Genomic DNA, 18,983 nt, shown 5'->3' on the forward strand with positions numbered 1-18,983 from the left:
TCCCCGGAGATCGTGGCGCCCGACTTCACGTTGATGGTCGAGACGAGCGCGTTCTCCGAGATGTAGATCGCCGTTCCCGAGGGCGCGGAGACGGCGCCTGAGATGTTCACCGTCTCGACGAGCGCGCCGTCAATCGCGCTGAGCGTCCCGAGACGGGCGGTGTTTGTCCAGTAGCCGCTCGACACCGAGGCATTGATGTAGGAGCCGCGATACGCGTCGGAGTTGCCGAGCAGGTTGCTGCCGAAGTCGAAGACGAGCGCCTTGCCGCCCTCGCCCGCGGCCGAGACGGTCGAGCCCGCCTCGAGGGTGAGCGTGTGGCTGTTGCCGTAGGTGAAGGCGATGCCGGTGCCGTTCGTGCCGTTGGCGGAGACCGTGTACCCCGAGTCAAGGGTGATGTCGTTCATCTGGCCGTCGACGCGCACGCCGAAGCTCTCCGCGCCGTCGGCGAGCTGGTCGGCGGCGATGGTGACCTCGTTGAGCGAGCCGTAGACATGAACGCCCACGGCACCCGTCTGCGTGCTCGCGACACCGGTGACCCACTCGCCCGCCTCGCGGGCCCAGAAGGCCTGCGAGATCGTGATCGCCGCGTCGTTGTAGCTGCCGCTCGAGTAGATCGAGGTGCCGAAGTAGCGCTTGCGGTCGATCGTGTAGCCGAGATCCTGGAGCACGGCGAGCTCGGCCTCCATAGGCAGAGCCCAGTTTCGCCAGCTTTGGTGACTCATCAGAGAGTTCTGGAGCTCGAGGTGAGAGAGTTCTAACCCCACGCTGCCGCCCTCGTTGCCGTTCACCGGGATGCCGCCGATCACCGAGTTGGCGATCGTCGGATCAACCACCGACCAGGTGCCGGTCTCTTCATTCTGAACAAGGAAGTCCGTGTCGGCGTAGTAGATGGCCGTGGTCGCGCCGATCACCTCGGTCACGTTGGTGCCCGCGAACTTCACGCCGCTCGCCTCGCTGCCGTGTTTGTCGTCGGAGAGCACGTAGAAGACCGACTCGTCGCGCGATTTCGTTCCGTGTTCGATGCCGTCGAGATTTTTGAGTTCGTCTTCCGTGACCGTCTGGAAGGTCACGCCCTGGCTCGCGGACGTGCCGTAGACATCCACGAGATGGCTCGCGAAGAGACTGCTGCCCTCGTCGGAGAGCGTGCCGGTCTCCTTGGAAACGTCGGCCACCATGCCGAGCGCGTGCATGACCTCGTGGACGATGATGGAGGTGAGGTGGAAGCTCATGCCGTTGCGGGAAAGGGGATTGAGCGTGAGCGCCTCGCGCTCGATGCTCGCCGCGGCGTAGAGCTCGATTCCGGTCGTAGGTTCGCGGTCGGCGCCTTCCTGCCTTGAGGTGTCGTGCCCGAGGAGCGCGGCCTGCAGGAGAGTCTCGCCCGAGGAGCCCACGAGGTCCGAGCCCGCGGAAGCGTTGTCAGCGACCGTGACGAGCGGAGAGATTTCGATCACGGGCACCGTCGCCCCGGCCCCGAGCACGTCGCTCCAGTAGTAGATCGAGTCCTTGACGGCCTGGAGCTCGGCCGAGGTGATCGAGCGCATCGCCTCGTCGGCCGCGAGGCCGGCGTTGTCGCTCGCGTCACCGATGCTGAGCGTCGCCCAGACCGATCCGTCCGCGCCCGTGACCTCCATCGTTGTGGAGGCCTGGGCCGCGGGGGCGAGAGCAAGTGAAAGAGCAAGAACGAGCGGGCTGAGGGAGTATCCCGGGCGCATGTTTGTTTTCTCCAGAAAAACGGACGGACGGCTGCTGACCTGCCGGTGTGCAGTCTTTTCAAAACAGGTTATTTTGGCACCATTCCCGGGGCGGGAATCAGGCGGCAGTTTCCGCTTCCGCCCTCCCGCACGGGCCCGATCAAGTCCGGGCGACTGTTTACAGGCAGTTGAAAAGGATCGTCCGCCGCTCCGGCGAAAGCGGGGTCTCGCGTGGCTCACGCGACACGAAGTCCGACGGACCGGCCTGGGCCGCCCTCGGCGGCAGCGGCCGCCGATCCCCGGAAGACGACGAGGGCCGGCCTTCCTGCCCGGAAGCCGACCCTGTCTCATCTTAGCGATGATGAGCGGCAAAAGCCTCAGAACTGCCAGCGGAGCTCCGCGCCGCCCGTGACCGCCGCGCCGTCGCCGTGGGTGAGTTCGCCCTCGAGCCGCACGGTAGCCGTGAAGCCCTTTTCATTCGCGAGCTCGAGCCCGCCGCCGATGAGCCAGCGGTTGCGGTCGTTCCAGTCGACGCGCTGGGTGAAGCTCCCCGGCATGCCGGCGAGCCCCGCCTTGAAGCCGCCCGCGTCCTGCATGAGCTCGCGCTCGTAGCCCGCCTGTCCCGTCCACTTCCAGGTGAAGCCCGTGACCGCGGAGGCGATCGGCGCAGTCGCGGCCGTGACGCCGACCGAGGCCCTCACAGAGCGGTACCAGGCGTCCTTGAGTTCGAGGCCGCCGAGGCTGCCCTCGGTCTTCGAGGGCGTGCGGAGCACCGTGCCCGTGAGGCCCACGGTCGGCCTCACCGAGACCGCGTCCGCGACCTCAAGCCTCGGACCGACCTTCGCGCCCAGGGTCGCGCTCCAGCGCGTGCCCTTCACCTCCTGGGAGGATCCGATCACGGTCTGCACGCGCTCGGTCTTCACGTTGGCGAGGCCGATGCGGCCCGAGAGGTCGAACCACCAAGTGCCTTCGGCATCAATGGCGTTCGCGGCCGAGGCACCGAGCCAGAAGCCCTCGCCGCGGGTCTTCGCGTGGAGGTTGTTCGATTCGGAGAAGTACGCGGCAGCCATCTGCCAGCCGATTTCCTGATCGGCTGAAGTGACAGTCACGCCGCCCGCGACGCCGGCGGCCTTCGTGCGCGAGTGCGCGCCCGAAGTGTTGTCGGCAAGACGTCCGCCGAAGGGCTGCAGCCAGACGTGGCGGCCCGATACCGCCTCGTCGGCCGGGCGGCGGGCGAGCGAGCGGTCAACGAGGCGCTCGACCGCGAAGCCCGAGCGGATGGCGGAGAGATGCGCATCGGCTCTCAGGTCCGCGATCGCCGCCGCGGCGACCGAGCGGTCGGTCGTGAAGTCGATCGAAGCGATGAGCGTCTGCGCGTTGCCCGTCGCGCTCTCGGCGCCGTTGTCCAGAAGCTTCGCGATCGCGCGTTCCTCGGCCGAGGCGTCGCTTCCAAGCAGGTTCGAGTAGGCGTTCGCGTAGCGGGTGACCTCGATCGTGTTCGCGTCGGGGGTCGTGAACCCGAGCGTGAGGGAGAGCGTGTTTAGAAGGTCAGTGTCCTGGACGACGCCGCCCTGCGTGAAGGCCTCCGTGCTGACGGTCCCGCCCGAGCCGGTGACGATCGCGGTGCCCGAGACCGCGGTCGCGTCGATCGTGTCGCCCGTGCGGAAGTAGCTCTCCTCCGGGATGAAGCGGACTGTGCTGTTTGCGAAGGAGGCTTCATCCGACACGGCCGAGGCCTCGTCCGAATCCGAGGACGAGGACGCCGTGCCGGGGGAGACCGCCCCCGTCACCTTGAGCGGGGTCACCTCGCCAGAGCTTGTCACGCCGAGGACGATCGCCGACCCGTCGCCGAGGATCAGGTCTCCTTCGAGCGTGATGTGCCCCGTCGCACCCGTGGCGTATAAGGTGCCGTAGTTTGCGAGGTACCCCTGCAGGCTCGAGTTGTCCGCGGCGCGCGCGTAGGCCGTGTCGAAGGAGGAGGCCGACGTGGTGTCAACGTCATCAGCCATCGCCGTCATCGTCCACGCGCCCTCGCCCATGAGGGTCGCGCCCGGGCTGATCGTGGCCGAGAGCACGGAGACGTCGCCCGTGATCGAGGAGGTGCCCGCGGCGAAGGTGAGCCTCAGGCCCTGCGCGCCCGAGATCGTGCCGGTGTAGCTGAAGTCAAAGTCCGCCGAGTCTCCGAAGACGAGGTTGGTCGTGAGGTCCGGCACCGCCCCGCTCTGCGCGGCCGCCGTCAGCGCCGACGCATCGCCCTCGGCCGCCCCCGAGGCAAGCAGGACCTGGGCGCGGATCGTTCCGCCGTACGATTGGGCGGTCTCGAGCTCAACCTCCGCCTCGAGGTAGTACTTCCCCTCATTGAGACGGTTTCCGCTCTCGTCCTGGTCGGCATAGAACGCGGCCGTCGTCCGGGCGTTCCACTCCGAGACGATGTCGCCCTCGATCACGGCGCCCGTGAGCACGTTGATCGTCGAGACGAGCGCATTCCCCGAGATGTATATCGCCGAGCCCGAGGGCGCGGAGACGGTGCCCGAGATGCTGACGGTGTCGACGAGCGCCCCCTGCACGGCGTCGAGCGACCCGGTGCGGGCGATGTTATTCCAGCAGGACTGGCAGAGCGTGCCGTCGGGCATCCGGACCTGCCCGACCCCCGCCACGATCCAGGAGCCGCGGTATCGCGCGTTGTCGGTGAGCAGGTTGTGCCCGAAGTCGAAGGCAAGGGCCTTGCCGCCCGCTCCCGTCGCCTCGACGGTTGCGCCCGATTCGACCGTGAGGCCGTGCCCGCGGCCGTAGGTGAAGCCGACGCCGAAGCCGTCGGTGCCGTTGGCGGAGACCGTGACGCCCGAGGCGACCGTGATCGAATTCTTCTGGCCGTCCACGCGCACGCCGAAGGCGTTGCTGCCGTCGGCGAGCTGGTCGGCGGCGATTCGAACGTCGTTGAGCGAGCCGTAGAGATGGACGCCGACGGCGCCCGCCTGCGTGCTCGCGATGCCCGTGAGCCATTCGCCGGCCTCGCGGGCCCAGAAGCCCTGCGTGATCGTGATCGCCGCATCACCGACGTTGCCGCTCGAGTAGATCGAGGTGCCGAAGAAGCGCTTGCGGTCGATCGTGTAGCCGAGGTCCTGCAGCGCCGCGAGCTCGGCCTCCATATAGGCGTTCCAGTTCATGTATGACTGGTGCGACATGAGCGAGTTCTGCAGCTCGATATGCGACAGCTCGGGCAGGAGCACGATCGTGCCGTCCGACGCCCGGCTCGCCTCGTAGCCGAGCACCGGGATGCCGCCCGTGACGGAATTGAGGCTCGAGGCTTCGGCGAGCCCGCTCGCCGTGCTCTCGTCGAGGATCTTCGCGTCGGGCAGGTAGATCACCGTGTCTTCGCCGATCACGTCCTTCACGTTGTCCCCGGCGAACTTCACGCCCGAGACAAGGCCGTACATCGTCGACGTGGTGGCGCCGCCGATCACGCAGAAGGTGGAGTCGTGGTCAAGCGGCGTCGTCAGGGTTCCCGCGGCCTCGGCGCTGACGTCCGCGGTCGTGACGAGCCGGATCTGACGGACACCCTCCCCGCCGAGGGAGGTGCCGTGGTAGTCAACGAGCTGCCGCACCCAGGCCGTGAGATCCGCATGATCGATCAGATCGAGGGAAACCGTGTAAGCGTTGAAGCGGCTCACGAATTCCGCGTCATCGAACGGGCTCGGGTCAACGACGTCCGCGAGCACGCCGAACGCATGGACGAGCTCGTGAGTGAGCGCCGCGGTGAGATTGCCCGAGGTCGCCGCGAAGGTTCCGGTGTCTCCGGTGTCGGCGACCGGCCAGCTGATGACTTTGATCCAGACGTTGGTCGTCATCGTCTCGGACGTGAGACAGGGCCCCGTGCCCTGGATGCAGGCCGCGAGGAGCGTCCGCCCGTCCTCGGTCGCGATGCTGGACGTGGCCGAAGCGCTGTTTTCAGGGGTCGAGAGCGTGATGAGGCGGATCTCCGGCAGATTCACGGGGCCGCCGAGCACGTCGCTCATGAAGACGACGGCTCTGCCGAGCGCCTCGAGGTCACTCGAGTTGACCGCCCGGAGGTTCGTGCCGAACCCCGCCTCCTGCGAATAGAGCTCGGAGGCGTCCTCGAGGATCGTGAGCGTCGCCCAGGGCGAGCCGTCGACGCCGGCGAGCGTCATCGTGGTGGCGGCGTCCGCCGCGGGTGCCGCCGCGAGCGCGGCGGCGAGCGCCGCGGCAAGGGGAGCGGGGAGAAACTTTGTTCTGGGGTCGGTCATGAGGGAGGACCTTGAGTGAGAGGGAGGAAAAAGGTGCGGCGGGCGGTCCGCCCCGGGACGGGGAATCCCGGCGAGGTGCCGCGTGAGAGCGCCGTCGATCCCGGCATTATTGCGCACCCGGGCACGGGAGCCCGGTCAGGCGCGGCCCCTGAGGACGGTTAAGGCCGGCTCCCTTCCCGGGAAACCGGCCTGAAATCTGCGAAGCAGAGCGTGACGCCTTCGGAATCAGAGCAGCGCGATCAGCTCGTCCGTGTCCTTCGGGTCCGTCGCCCAGGAGGTGGCGATGCGCAGAACGACGTGGTCCGCGTCGGTGCGCTCCCAGAAGCTCATCACGACCTCGCGGCCGAGGCGCTCGGCCTCCTCGTTCGTGAACTGCACGAAGATCTGGTTCGTGGGGTTGTCGTAGAGCGTCGTGTAGCCCTTCCCGCGCAGCGCCGCGCGGATGCGGTCCGCCTCGCGGTCGGCGTGGGCCGCGATCGTGAGACCGAGGCCATCGGCCATGAGCGTGTCGAACTGGATGCCGAGCACCTTGCCCTTGGCGAGCAGCGCCCCCTTCTGCTTCATCTGCGTGAAGAAGTGCGGCACCGTGCCCGCCTTCGGGAACACCACGGCCTCGCCGAAGAGCAGGCCGCACTTCGTGCCGCCGATGTAGAAGGCGTCGGTCAAGCGCGCGATGTCGGCGAGCGACACGTCATTCCCCGCGGCGGCGAGCCCGTAGAAGAGGCGCGCGCCGTCGAGGAAAAGCCTCGCGCCGTGGCGGTGCGTGATCTCGGAGATCGCCTCGAGCTCGGCGAGCGAGTAGAGCGTGCCGCACTCGGTCGACTGCGTGACGTAGACGAGGCCCGGCTGCACCATGTGCCAGCGGTTGCCGTCGCCCTCCCAGGAGCGGAACGCGGCCTCGAGGTCCGCCGGGACGATCTTGCCGTTGACCGAGGGGAGCTCGAGCACCTTGTGGCCCGACGCCTCGATCGCGCCCGCCTCGTGAACGGCGACGTGGCCGGTCTTCGCGGCGAAGACGCCCTGCCAGTTCTCGAGCATCGTGCTGATGACGACCATGTTGGTCTGCGTGCCGCCCGCGAGGAACCACACCTCGGCCTCGGGCGCGGCGGCGGCCTCGCGGATCTTTGCGCGGGCGGCGTCGCTGAAGACATCGTCCTCGCCGTAGCAGCCGGTCTTCACGAAGTTCTCGCGCACGAGGGCCTCGAGCACCTTCGGGTGCGCGGCATCAAGGTAGTCACAGGCAAAGTTGAGCATGGCGGAAAGTGGTCTCCGGGTGAAGGGAAGTAAAAGTCAGTGCGGGGGAGTTTATTCCCGCGGCTCCGCGTGCGTAAAATGCATTGCTCGCAATCCTGTTGTGAGCGAAGCTCACACAACTGAAAGTCACGCGCCCAGGCGTGCGGCCTGCCCGAGATGGAATTCCACGATGAACCTTGAGAAAGTCGCCTACCTGCTCACCGCGATCGAGGCGGGAAGCTTCTCGCTCGCTGCCGAGAAGCTCGGCATGACGCAGTCGGGCCTGAACCGCCAGATCTCCTCGCTCGAGGAGGAGCTCAAAACGACGCTCCTGCTGCGCGGCCGTCGCGGCGTCGTGCCCGCGAAGGGCGCCGAGCCTGTGATCGCGCGCCTCAGAGAACTCCTCGCCGCCGAGAAGCGCGTCGCCGAGGAGATCAATGCCGTGAAGGGGCTCCTCACCGGTTCGCTCGCTATCGGCTCCTACTTCTCGATCTCGACCTCGTGGCTCCCGCCGCTTTTGAAGGACTTCTCCGACCGCTACCCCGCGATCGAGCTCTCGACCTTCGAGGCCGCGGACGAGGAGCTCGTCAAGGGCCTGCGCGAGGGCACGCTCGACTGCGCCTTCCTCTCGCGCCACTCCTACGACGGGGACTTCTTCGAGCTCATGGAAACGGAGTTCGTCGCGTGGCTCCCGCCCGGGCACCGGCTCGCCGCGGCCGAATCCGTGACGCCCGAGGAGATCGCCGCCGAGCCCTTCATCTACCCGCGGATGCACAGCAACTCCGACATCGACGACTTCTTCTTGCGCCACCGCACGCGCCCGCGCATTCACCTCACGACCAACGACCCGTACTCGGCCTGGGCGATGGTGAACGCCGGCCTCGGCGTCTCGGTGAACAACCGACTCCAGAGCGTGAGCCTCAAGGGCAATGTCGTCCAGAAGCGCTTCCGCGTTCCCGAGCGCGTGACGCTCGGCCTCGCGCTGCCGTCGCTCGACACCGCGTCGCCCGCGCTGATGCGGCTGGTCACGATGGCCCGCACGATGGCCGAGGGGTTCGCGGACGGGCCTTTCGCCGAGGCGCTCCTCCCCGAGGCGCGCCGCCCCGCCTGAATTGAAGAGACTCATCATGAGCAACGTCATTGAAAGCTCCGAACGCTTCGACAGCCCCGGCGCGGTCGTGCGCGACCTCTTCCGCGACGCCGTCAGGATCGCCCGGCTGCACGGGATCGACCCGGAGTCGGCCTTCCAGGAGGCGCTTGAGGCCCTCGGCACCTGCCCGGCCGCGAGGGAAACCACGAGCGCCGCCCCGGCGGGCAAAGACCTCCCCAACGCACTCGACACCGCCTTCGCGCTCGCCCGGTCGACCACCGTCTTCGGGCGGATCCTCGCGATGCGCGAATTCCTCGCGAAGGAAAAGGCCGGTGCCTGGCAGAGCGCCTCGGACAACCGCATCTACTACGTCGCCTACGCCCGCCCCGTGGTCGCCTTCTGGGAGGACGTGGAGAACCTCTGCCGGGCGCTCCCCGCTGAATTTCAGGAGGTTCTGCCGCCCGACTTCCCCGAGCGCCCGCAGCCTGGGATGATCGAGAAGCTCGGCGCCCTCGGGGCACTCGCCTTCATTCACCGCATCGTCCGCGCGGAGCACGTCCGCGACGGCGTCTTCCTCGCCGCGACCGAGGCCGGGGGGCTGCAGCGGGCGCTTGACGTACTGGCTGGAGACTGAAAAGCCATCACGACGGCGGCTCGCTGATCCTTTGAGCCCCGTCGCAATACCTCGTTTTCCCTGTTCCCGAGCCGCTGTCGCGCAAAGACCCGAAGCATTAAAATTCAAAGACTTGACTCAGAAACCACCTCGCGCGCAGCCTCCCCGCGGCCGCGGCATGACCGGCCGCTCCCGCCTTCCCTCACTCACTGAGGCACCGCGCGGAAACCAACTCCGAAAGAAGCCATATGCAGAAACGCCAGTTCCTCTCGCTCCTCGTCGCCGGCGCCACGGCGATCTCCGTTCCCTTCTCCGTCGCCGTCGCCGCGCCGAAGAAGCGCGTCCTCAACGTCGGCATGGACGCCGCGTACCCGCCCTTCGGCGTGCGCGAGACCGAGACGGGCGCGTTCGTGGGCTATGACGTGGACATCATCCGCGCGATCGGCGCCGCCGAGGGCTTTGACGTGCGCATCCTCAACCTCCCGTTCGACGGCCTGATCCCGGCGCTGAAGGCCGGCAACATCGACGTCGCGATCAACGACATCACGATCACCGAGGAGCGCGCGAAGAGCGTCGACTTCTCGAACCGCTACTACATCGCGGGCCTCGGCGTCGTCGTGGAGAAGGGCAACACCTCGATCCGCACCCCCGAGGACCTCGAAGGCAAGCGCATCGCCGTCACGATCGGCTCCACGGGCGAGGAGGCCGTGCGCGGCATGAAGAACGTGAAGATCCGCGTCTTCAATCAGCTCAATGAATGCTTCCTTGAGCTGAAGAACGGCGGCGTCGACGCCGTCGTGAACGACATCCCGACGAACGACTACTACGCCAACGACGCGGGCCGTGATCACTGCGTGTCGCTCCCGATCGCCCTCACGGCCGAGGATCTCGGCATCGCTATCAGGAAGGGCAACCCCGAGGTCGTGAAGGCCATGAACTCGGGCCTCGCCAAGATCAAGCAGTCCGGCGAGTTCTCGAAGATCTATCAGAAGTGGTTCGGCAAGGAGCCGCCCGCCGCGCTCCTCAAGGACTGATCTGAACCGATCGGGAATCCGCCCTTCCCCTCCGGGGGAAGTCGATCCAAGGGCGTTCCGGCCCAGACGCCGGAGCGCCCTTATGTTCTCTGCGGGAACTCCGCCCCATCCCGCCGGAGGTAAGGTTTTCCCTGACACGGCGCGCCGCCCTGCCTCTCATGCCGCCCCGGATTGCGTCGGATCGCATGAAATAGGCATTTCCAAGTATTTGCCCCGTCTCGACCGCGCGCCCTGCTTCTGATAAGGTTTATGTCACGCGAAACGATAGAGGCGCGGAAGCGAGGAACCCCTGGGGAGCCGGCAGGCAGTGATCCAGCGGGGGAGGCAATTCCGCCGAACCCGAGGGCGTCCGGCACGGCCCCGCGGGTGGGAACGCAGGGGATACCTGCGGAACTGTCTGCTCGAAGCCGCATGAAGCCCGTGACTGCTCCTTTCCGAGGCACCTCACCGGGGGCTCAGGCGCTAGTAAGCAGTTGCGCTATCTTTCCGGCCGTCCGGGTGCCCATGAGCGGGCACCGCCTCCCGCACCCAGGGGGAGGAGGAAGGAAACGGCACCGAGGCCCGGGAGGCCGCGGCAGCCGCCCTTCGGGAAGGCCCGAGAAGGGAAGCGCAACGCCTCCCCGCCCCTCCGAAGAGGACCCCAGTGAAGAAATCAGGCACGGCGCCGCGGTGAACCGCAGGCCGCCCTCTCCGTCCGACCGCCGCAGAATTCATTCACCCGTCCCGCTGGCCATCCATGACCGCCGGCGGCACCCTTCATCTGGAGCACCTTGTCATGTCCCATCCCGTCATCCGCGGCTCGCTCGTCGCCCTCGTCACACCGTTCCATCCCGACGGCTCCGTGAACTTCGAGAAGCTCGGCGAACTGATCGACTTCCACCTCGCCAACAAGACCGACGCCCTCGTCATCCTCGGCACCACGGGCGAGTCCTCCACGATGACCCACGAGGAGGACAACGCGGTGTGCGAGTTCACCGTGAAGCGCGTCGCCGGCCGCATCCCCGTGATCTGCGGCTCGGGCTCGAACGACACCCAGACGATGCTCGAGAAGTCCCTCTCCTTCGAGCGCCTCGGCGCCGACGGCCTGCTCATCATCACGCCGTACTACAACAAGTCGAACGAGGAAGGCATCTACCAGCACTTCGTCACGGTCGCCGACGCGGTGAACATCCCCTGCATCCTCTACAACGTGCCGGGCCGCACGGGCTGCTCCATTTCGGAAGCGAACGTCGCCCGTCTCGCGAAGCACCCGAACATCATCGGCATCAAGGAGGCGAGCGGCAACATCAGCTACGCCGCCAAGATCGCCCGCTACCTGTCGGAAGACTTCGTCATGTACTCGGGCAACGACGACATGATCGTGCCGCTCCTCTCGCTCGGCGCCTCGGGCGTGATCTCGGTGCTCGCCAACGTCGCGCCGCTCCAGACCCACAACATGGTGATGGACTTCCTCGAGGGCAGGATCGAGGACGCCCGCCGCGCCCAGCTCGATCTGCTGCGCGTCACGAACGACCTCTTCATTGAGGTGAACCCGATCCCCGTGAAGGAAGCCATGAACCTCATGGGCATGGAAGTGGGCGGCTACCGTCTGCCCCTCTACCCGATGACCGAGGCGCACCGCGAGGTGCTCCGCGCGTCGTTGAAGGACGCCGGCTTCATCAAGTGATCTGACTGACAAAGCAGTCAGACGCCGCCCCAGGGCGCCCGGGACTCTCCGCTCCAGCAGGGTTCCGGAGCCTCCCGGGGCGGACCGCACCGAACAGAACCCAGAAAAGGAAAGTTGAAGAACATGAAGATCGCTCTCGTCGGCACGGGCCGCATGGGTCGCATGATCAGTGAGTGCGCCGCCGCCCGCGGCGTTGAGGTGGCGGGCGCCTACGACGCCAACAACATTGACGAGCTTGCCCAGCTCGGCCCCGTCGATGCCGTCATCGACTTCTCCGCCCCGGCGTCGCTCGACGCCGTCGAGGCCTACATCCGCCGCACGGGCGCCGCGCTCGTCTCCGGCACCACCGGCTACACGGCAGACCAGCTCGCCCGCATCCAGGCCCTGGGCGACGTCGCCCCCGTGATCCAGAGCGCCAATTACTCCGTGGGCGTCGCCGTCCTGAAGCGCCTCGCCGCCATCGCCGCGAAGCAGCTTGGAGGCGACTTCGACATCGAGATCACCGAGACGCACCACCGCATGAAGGCCGACGCCCCGAGCGGCACCGCGAAGCTCCTCGTGGCCGCGATCGATCCGGAAGGAAAGCGCAAGGTCGTCAACGGCCGCGAAGGCATGATGAAGCGCACTGCGGGCGAAGGCTCCGAGATCGGCGTCCATGCGCTGCGCGGCGGCACCGTCGCGGGCGTGCACACCGTCTCCTTCTTCGGCGAGGACGAGGAGGTGTCGCTCACCCACCGCGCCGAGTCGCGCAGGATCTTTGCGCTCGGCGCTCTGCGCGCCGCACAGCTCCTCGCCCCGCGCGCGAAGGGCATCTACACGCTCGACACGCTGCTTTTTCCCGAGGCCTGAGGCCCCATGAAGGCGGCACGATCGGGCAAAATTAAGTGTTAACCCGATGAAGGGCGCGCAGGGCTCAGGGAGCCGGCGCGCCCCGCGCGTCTCCTGCCGGTCCCCGGATCCGGGAAGAAGCGCACTTGCAGACCACCGAATTTTTTTCTTAAAGGACTTCCCCCCAAATGATGAACGCTCAGGAAATCATCCAGTACATCGCCTCGGCCGAGAAGAAGACGCCCGTGAAGATCACGATCCGCGAGAAGGCCCCGATCGACTACGGCGACGCGCAGGTCTTCGGCGCCGGCGACAAGATCGTCTTCGGCGACTGGAAGAAGCTCGGGCCGATCCTCGAGGCCAACAAGGCGAACATCGACGACATGGTGATCGAGAACGACTGCCGCAACAGCGCCATTCCGCTCCTCGACCTCAAGAACATCAACGCCCGCATCGAGCCGGGCGCCGTCATCCGTGACCAGGTCTCGATCGGCGACGGCGCGGTCATCATGATGGGCGCCATCATCAACATCGGCGCCGTCATCGGCGAGGGCACCATGATCGACATGGGCGTCGTCATGGGCGGCCGCGCCACGGTCGGCAAGCACTGCCACATCGGCGCGGGCACCGTTCTCGCCGGCGTCGTTGAGCCCGCCAGCGCCAAGCCCGTCATCATCGAGGACAACTGCTTCGTCGGCGCCAACGCCGTCGTGATCGAGGGCGTGCACGTCGGCGAGGGCGCGATCGTCGCCGCCGGCGCCGTCGTGATCGAGGACGTCCCCGCGGGCGCCGTCGTCGCGGGCGTTCCCGCGCGCATCATCAAGGAGCACCGCGACGCGGGCACGGACCAGAAGACCGCGCTCGAGCAGTCGCTCCGCAAGCTCTGATTCCTCCGATGAACCTCTGTGAGGTTCTCTGAAAGGAACTCTCGCCCGGCCGGGGTTTCTCCCCCGCGCCGGGCTTCATACACTTTTCCCTCCCCGGAATTCCGCCATGCTTTCGCGTCCCGCCCGCTTCCGCCGCGACCTTCACCGCATCCCCGAGCTTGACTTCGACCTCCCCGAGACCACGGCCTACCTCACGAACGTGCTCTCGACCCTTCCCTGCGAGGTCTTCTCGCCCGACGGCCACGGCGTCTGCGCGTGGTTCGACGCGGGAAAGGCCGAGTCGGTCGCCTTCCGCTCCGACATGGACGCGCTCCCGATCCGCGAGATGAACGAGGTGGACTTCGTCAGCACCCATCCGGGGAAGATGCACGCCTGCGGCCACGACGGGCACATGGCGATGGCGCTCGAGCTCGCGCATGCGGTGGCGGAGGTCAGGGAGCGGCTGACGAAGAACGTCCTCATCGTCTTCCAGCCCGCCGAGGAGACCACCGGCGGCGCGCAGCTCATCGTCAAGTCCGGCGTCTTCACGGAGAAGAACGTCAAGGCGATCTACGGCTTCCACCTCTGGCCCGATCTCCCGAAGGGCACGGTTTCCTCGCGCCCGGGTCCGCTTCTCGCGCGCTCGAACGAGATCACCGCCGACTTCGAGGGGAAGAGCACCCACATCGCGAAGTCCGAGGACGGCGCGGACGCGCTCTTGGCCGCGGCGCGCTTCGTCACCGCCGCCGACAGGATGCTCGGTCAGCTCCGCGCCGAGGAAGGTCCCTGGTGCACCTTGAAGTTCGGGCGGCTCGAGACGGGCACCGTGAGGAACGCCATCGCCGCGCGCGGGCACCTCGAGGGATCGCTGCGCGTCTTCAGCGACACGGCCTTCGAGAAGGCCTGGGGGTGGCTGCACGACATCGCCGACGAGATCACAAAGAACCTCGGGGTGAAGATCACCCTCACCCGGTCCGAGGGCTACCCGCCCGTCATCAATGACGAGGCGCTCTTCGCTGATGCGCTCGAGAAGGTGCCGGGACTCGGCACGCTCGAGAAGCCCCTTCTCATCGCCGAGGACTTTGCCTTCTACCAGAAGGCTTTGCCAGGTCTCTTCATGCTGCTCGGCACCGGCACGGGCATTCCGCTTCACTCAGACCGCTTCAACTTCGACGAGTCGGTGCTCGAGGCGGGCGTGGAGATCTACAAGAAGCTGCTGCCGCTCGCCTGAGACGGACGCGCTCATTCATTTCGCGAGAGGATCACCGATGCCCGGACTGTCAGCTGACGCGCGCGTGATCCTGCTTCTCACCGCGCCGCTTCCGGTCAAGGAGGGGACAGCGGCGCCCCCGCTCACCCCGTCGGAATACCGGCGGATCGCGGTCATTCTCCGAGACCTCGGCCGCCGTCCCGGCGACCTCCTCTCCCCGGGTTCGGCGACCGTATGGGAGGCCTGCGAAACCGTCGTCGGTTTCGAGCGGCTCGACAACCTTCTCATGCGCGACAAGGCCCTCGGCTCCGTCATCGGCCGCTGGGGTGCCGCCGGCGTTGTCCCCGTCACCCGCGCGGATCCCGGTTATCCGGCGGTCATCAAGCGCCGGCTCGGGCAGGACGCGCCCGCGGTGCTCTGGACCGCCGGCGACCGATCGCTTCTTTCGCGGCTCCCCGCCGATTCGCTCGCCGTAGTTGGCCCCCGCCGCGCCTCCGACGACGCCCTCCGGTTCGCCCGTGAGACGGGCGCCCTCTGCGCCCGGGCGGGGATCGCGGTGGTCTCGGGCGGAGCCCGGGGCGTGGACTCGGCCGCAATGCAAGGGGCGCTCGATGCGGGCGGAACGGCCTTCGGCATCCTCCCCGACAGCCTCGCCCGGCGTGCGAACGAGGGCGGGAACCGCGCGCTCATGCGCGAGGGCCGGCTCGCGCTGCTCTCCCCGTTCGAGCCCTTCTCCACCTTCCGCGCCTGGCAGGCGATGCAGAGAAACCGCTTGATCTACGCCTGCACCCGCGCGGCGCTCGTCGCCGATGCCGCGCTCAGGCAAGGCGGCACCTGGGCGGGCGCCTCGGAGGAACTCGCACGGTCCAGCGGTGTGCCGGTCTGGGTGCGCGACCTGCACGGGAGCGCGGGCCTCGAGGGCCTGAAGGCGATGGGAGCCCATGCCTGGCCCGAACCGCGAACGCCCGAGGAGCTCCGAGAGGTCATCGCCGCAGATCCGCGCCGGGACGACGCGCTCTTCTGACGTCCCGGCCTCAGAGCCAGTCCCGCCAGGAATGGAAGAAGTGTCCGTAGTAGCGCTTTCTGTCCTCGACCTTCAGCAGCATCTTCGTAACGGCGAACTCCGCCTGGATGGTGAACTTGGTGGACTGCCAGGCAGACTCCTTTTTTATCTCTCTGAGAACCCATCCGAACCACCCTATGTGGAAATTGTGTTCCTCACTCCTTGAGGGACACTCGGTGATCGCAGCGCCGAAAGCCTGCAGGAGCGTATCAACGAGGCGTTCCGCCTGAGGCAGATTGAGCGAGCGTATCTCGCGCAGAACCCGGTAGATCGACCACGCGAGACGAACGTCCATGGATCCCGTCGTGTCAGCACAGGCCCCGGCGAGGCCGATCAGTTCGAAGAACCGGCTGTAGAGCGCCGCTGCCTCCGTGCTCCTCTGCTCGGAGAGCAGGTTGAGAACAGGCTTGGAGAGGGCATAGAACACGTCCGAAACCAGAAATTCATCAAGCTGCCCCTGGAAGACCAGATTGCGGCGCATCAGGTGAATGGCGTTCCAGTTGTTGCGGATGTGCCAGGTCCTGATGTAGGTGTAGTTGAAGAAGTCGGTGGTCAGGAGATTCCTGGTCCCGATGATCGCCTGGGCATAGTCTCCGTTCACGTCGCGGACAATCTGCCGGATTCGCTGATTGTTCCCGCGTATGTCCTGCGGCACGGTGAGACTGACTGCTTTCTCGGACGCCACCAGCGAAATCCGTTCATAGGCAATGAGCACTCGACAGAGCGTGTGGAACGTGATCTCCGCGGGATGGCGCTCCCTTTCGCGCTCAAGAACCCTGAGAAGGTCCGTGCAGTTCATGCGCATCCGGCTCTGGCTGTTGTAGAGGTACGACTTCACGAGAAAAGCTTCCCGCAGCCACTCAATCGCGCGGACGGCCCCCGCCCAGTCCGCATCGCTCATCCTGACGAGCCGCTCCTTAGGCTCGAACCGCATCCGGTGAACGACGGCGTGATCGATCCCCGGGAATCCCGTCTCGCCCGTGCCGATGCTTTCCGAAGTGACGAAGAGGTAGTCGACGGGTCTCAAGTCCGGCGGGACGGAGAAGCACTCGCTGCGCTCCTTCATCTGAACCGCGCGGCGGATGTGACTGCGCCGCCAGGCAACGATCTGCGGTTCGTCAGACGACATGAGCGCCGCGAGCTTCGCGGCGAACCGGGCATCCTCGTCGGGAAGCTGTTCCTCGGACGCCACTTCCTCTCGCGTGAGGCAGTACGTGGTGATTGCTGCTTTCATGCCTCGGACCACCGGACAGACATTGAGAAAGACGTTGTCGTGCTCGGTATGGCAGACGCTGATCAGGACGGCCTCCGCGGCCTCTGCTCCGAGAAAGCGCCGGGGCTTCGGGAAAGCGAAGAGGAAGGGACAGCCGATGAGGTTTGTGAGCCCCTTCGCGTCACCCGAGTATTCCGGCCGGATCTTCAGAACCGCGTCGTCAATACCGACCGAGGCCGGGTTGAAGCACCAGGCCGTCAGAAACCGGTGCCTGTACAGCATTCCGAACTCGTTGCTCTCCTCCGTGCCGGCTGAGCGCTCGAGGACGAACTCGGACTCCTTCTCCTTCGTGCTCGCACCGGTGAAGTCGATCGTGAACTGCGTGCCCGTCATCGAGCCCGGTTCATGGAAGTCATAGGCATCGACGAGGATCCTGTAGAGCGCCGGAAACTCGCGGCACTCGGCCAGAAGCGCCTTCCTCGCAAGCTCGGTGCGGATGCGGATGTTCTGTTCGTTGATCATCACTCACACGCCCGAGATGCCGAGATGCCTGCCGCAGTATCCGATGAGGATCCTGCTCTCCCCGGGCAGGACCTCGAAGTAGAGCCGCAGCATGTGCTTGGAGTTGTTGTCCACACCGATTTTGAGATGTTTCTCCATCGGCCGGGACCGGCCCTTCCAGACGAAGATGCGCTGCTGCTGGAGCTTCGCCGTGCTCATCGTGGTGTCGCTCTCGTGCGCCGCGTACTCGGCGCTCGTGAAGACGCCGTGCGGGTCCTGACCGCTCCGGATGCGGTCGAGATAGTCAATCGCGAGGCGCGAAAGGAGATTGAGGAGGATCCGGTGGTTCTGGAAGTCGGCGTCGAGCTCCTTCGCGCTTCTCCAGGCGGAGTCGGCGATCTCGATGCGGTCCGGGAGCAGACTCCTCACGATCCTCAGGCACATCGTCACGTTGGGCGTCTTCTGTCCGCCGAAGAACCGCATGACGAGCGCGGGGTTGAGATCCTCGGCGATCCCCGCCCCGGCGCCGGGCCCCGCGGCCCCGTCGTCGCGCGCGGCGCGGTCGATCTGCCAGACGAGGTGGCTGTTCGCGTCCTCAAGCTCCTCGATGCGCTCGTCGAGGTGCACGTTCGCGGTGAAGAGCTCCTCGTTCTCGCGCTCGAGCCGGTCCTTCGCGGTCTCAAGCCCCTCGAGCTGCATCCTCAGGCTCTGCGCCTCGGCGCGGAGTTCCTTGATTTTCTGATTGAGCTTCTTCTCGGACATGGGCTCCCCGCGCGCAGCTTTACGGTGTCCCCGGCGACAGTCGTCGGGGGATATGAACCCACATTGTAGTTGGCCGGGGCAGAGACCTTTCCCCGGTTCAGGCCGGCGATCTTCCTTACGCGCGGATCGCCGTCGCCTCCTCCCGGCACGCCGGGTCACGGGCGAGGATCTCACGGATTCTCTTCAGCATTTCGCCGGTCTCGGCCTGCACCTCATCGGGCTCCTCGTCATAGGTACAGCAGTCGTACAAGTGCTGGACGTGCGCGGCCACGAGGCGGCAGAGGAACTTCCGGCTCAGGAGCGGCGCCGCCTCGACGGCGGCCTCGAAGTCCTTGAGACTGCGCTCCGCGTTCTCACCGGGGTGAGCAAAGAAGAAGGTCCTCGAGACAGCGCGCCAGAGACCCGGCAGCGCGGCCACGGCCTCGCGGTACTCGTCGCGCACCGGAATCGTGAGCATCTCCTGCGGCACGATCCAGCGGAGCGCCGCGACGATCTCCCGGTATTCCACGCCCTCCTCGAGCCACACATTTATCGCGTGAACGAGCTGCGCGAACTCCGGCCTGGTCATTTTCCAGTCGCGCTCGTCACTGGCTGCGGCGCAAACGATCTCCGCGATCGCCCTGCGGTCCTCGTCCTCAAGGGTGCCGGCGGCACCGGCATTCAGGTACCCGGCCGGCACGATCCCTTTGAGCGTCTCCACGATCTCCGAATATTTCTCGAGGCGCCCGAGCATCTTGTCGAGCTTGTCGATGAACACGCCGAAGAACGGCTTCTCCGTGCTCCAGGCGCGGGCGTCGAAGGCCACGGCGTGCACGATCTCCACGAGCTCCGCGCGGGCCTTCGCCCAGAGAGCGTCGGCCTCGGCGAAGGCGGGGTCACCCATGTAGAAATACTCGTCGATCATCTGATTTCTCCGAAAAAGAGGTTCTTCCCGTCAGTAGACCCGGT

General features: G+C 66.6%; 13 protein-coding genes, 1 pseudogene and 1 riboswitch. Of the genes and pseudogenes, 8 read left to right on the forward strand and 6 right to left on the reverse strand.

The genetic code is table 11. The features are described from left to right. The 3 genes and pseudogenes from Q4F91_RS08730 to Q4F91_RS08740 all read right to left on the reverse strand — a co-directional run. Nucleotides 1–1,712: pseudogene (locus Q4F91_RS08730) on the reverse strand (hypothetical protein); the annotation flags it as partial. Nucleotides 1,713–2,068: 356 nt separating this feature from the next. Next, nucleotides 2,069–5,956 carry an autotransporter outer membrane beta-barrel domain-containing protein gene (locus Q4F91_RS08735; RefSeq protein WP_303336760.1) on the reverse strand — a complete coding sequence of 1,296 codons (3,888 nt, stop codon included), beginning with the start codon at nucleotides 5,954–5,956 and terminating at the stop codon, nucleotides 2,069–2,071. 225 nt (nucleotides 5,957–6,181) lie between these two features. Further along, the gene (locus Q4F91_RS08740) at nucleotides 6,182–7,210 is read right to left on the reverse strand and encodes a low specificity L-threonine aldolase (protein WP_303336762.1); all 1,029 of its coding nucleotides are present in this window, start codon (nucleotides 7,208–7,210) and stop codon (nucleotides 6,182–6,184) included. Between the two features lie 169 nt (nucleotides 7,211–7,379). On the opposite strand from Q4F91_RS08740, the gene Q4F91_RS08745 reads away from it, so the two are divergent. From Q4F91_RS08745 to Q4F91_RS08780, 8 genes are all read left to right on the forward strand, one after another. Next, nucleotides 7,380–8,300: a LysR family transcriptional regulator gene (locus Q4F91_RS08745; RefSeq protein WP_303336764.1), complete on the forward strand. Its 921-nt coding sequence runs from the start codon at nucleotides 7,380–7,382 to the stop codon at nucleotides 8,298–8,300. Between the two features lie 16 nt (nucleotides 8,301–8,316). Then, nucleotides 8,317–8,913, forward strand: coding sequence for a hypothetical protein (locus tag Q4F91_RS08750; RefSeq protein ID WP_303336766.1), 597 nt, complete (start codon nucleotides 8,317–8,319; stop codon nucleotides 8,911–8,913). 227 nt (nucleotides 8,914–9,140) lie between these two features. After that, nucleotides 9,141–9,926 (forward strand): basic amino acid ABC transporter substrate-binding protein, encoded by a 786-nt coding sequence (locus tag Q4F91_RS08755; RefSeq protein WP_303336769.1) that lies wholly within the window; start codon nucleotides 9,141–9,143, stop codon nucleotides 9,924–9,926. Nucleotides 9,927–10,183: 257 nt separating this feature from the next. Continuing rightward, nucleotides 10,184–10,364: riboswitch (Lysine riboswitch) on the forward strand. Nucleotides 10,365–10,701: 337 nt separating this feature from the next. Further along, nucleotides 10,702–11,592, forward strand: a complete 891-nt coding sequence (gene dapA, locus Q4F91_RS08760) for a 4-hydroxy-tetrahydrodipicolinate synthase (RefSeq protein WP_303336771.1) — start codon at nucleotides 10,702–10,704, stop codon at nucleotides 11,590–11,592. A gap of 123 nt (nucleotides 11,593–11,715) precedes the next feature. After that, nucleotides 11,716–12,441, forward strand: coding sequence for a 4-hydroxy-tetrahydrodipicolinate reductase (gene dapB / locus Q4F91_RS08765; protein WP_303336775.1), 726 nt, complete (start codon nucleotides 11,716–11,718; stop codon nucleotides 12,439–12,441). Between the two features lie 167 nt (nucleotides 12,442–12,608). Further along, nucleotides 12,609–13,307 (forward strand): 2,3,4,5-tetrahydropyridine-2,6-dicarboxylate N-acetyltransferase, encoded by a 699-nt coding sequence (dapD, locus tag Q4F91_RS08770; protein ID WP_303336776.1) that lies wholly within the window; start codon nucleotides 12,609–12,611, stop codon nucleotides 13,305–13,307. A gap of 106 nt (nucleotides 13,308–13,413) precedes the next feature. Beyond that, nucleotides 13,414–14,517: an amidohydrolase gene (locus Q4F91_RS08775; protein ID WP_303336778.1), complete on the forward strand. Its 1,104-nt coding sequence runs from the start codon at nucleotides 13,414–13,416 to the stop codon at nucleotides 14,515–14,517. A gap of 37 nt (nucleotides 14,518–14,554) precedes the next feature. Further along, nucleotides 14,555–15,520, forward strand: a complete 966-nt coding sequence (locus Q4F91_RS08780; RefSeq protein WP_303336780.1) for a DNA-processing protein DprA — start codon at nucleotides 14,555–14,557, stop codon at nucleotides 15,518–15,520. 10 nt (nucleotides 15,521–15,530) lie between these two features. On the opposite strand, the gene Q4F91_RS08785 is transcribed toward Q4F91_RS08780, so the two are convergent. The 3 genes from Q4F91_RS08785 to Q4F91_RS08795 form a co-directional block, all read right to left on the reverse strand. Beyond that, nucleotides 15,531–17,294 carry a hypothetical protein gene (locus tag Q4F91_RS08785; protein ID WP_303336782.1) on the reverse strand — a complete coding sequence of 588 codons (1,764 nt, stop codon included), beginning with the start codon at nucleotides 17,292–17,294 and terminating at the stop codon, nucleotides 15,531–15,533. 3 nt (nucleotides 17,295–17,297) lie between these two features. After that, on the reverse strand, nucleotides 17,298–18,035 hold the full coding sequence (locus Q4F91_RS08790) for a hypothetical protein (RefSeq protein ID WP_303336785.1): 738 nt from the start codon (nucleotides 18,033–18,035) through the stop codon (nucleotides 17,298–17,300). Nucleotides 18,036–18,150: 115 nt separating this feature from the next. Further along, complete coding sequence (locus Q4F91_RS08795; protein ID WP_303336786.1) at nucleotides 18,151–18,939, reverse strand: hypothetical protein; 789 nt, start codon at nucleotides 18,937–18,939, stop codon at nucleotides 18,151–18,153. Nucleotides 18,940–18,983: the final 44 nt, after the last annotated feature.

The organism is Sutterella sp., from assembly GCF_030539355.1.
In the GTDB taxonomy this organism is placed as follows: domain Bacteria; phylum Pseudomonadota; class Gammaproteobacteria; order Burkholderiales; family Burkholderiaceae_F; genus Sutterella.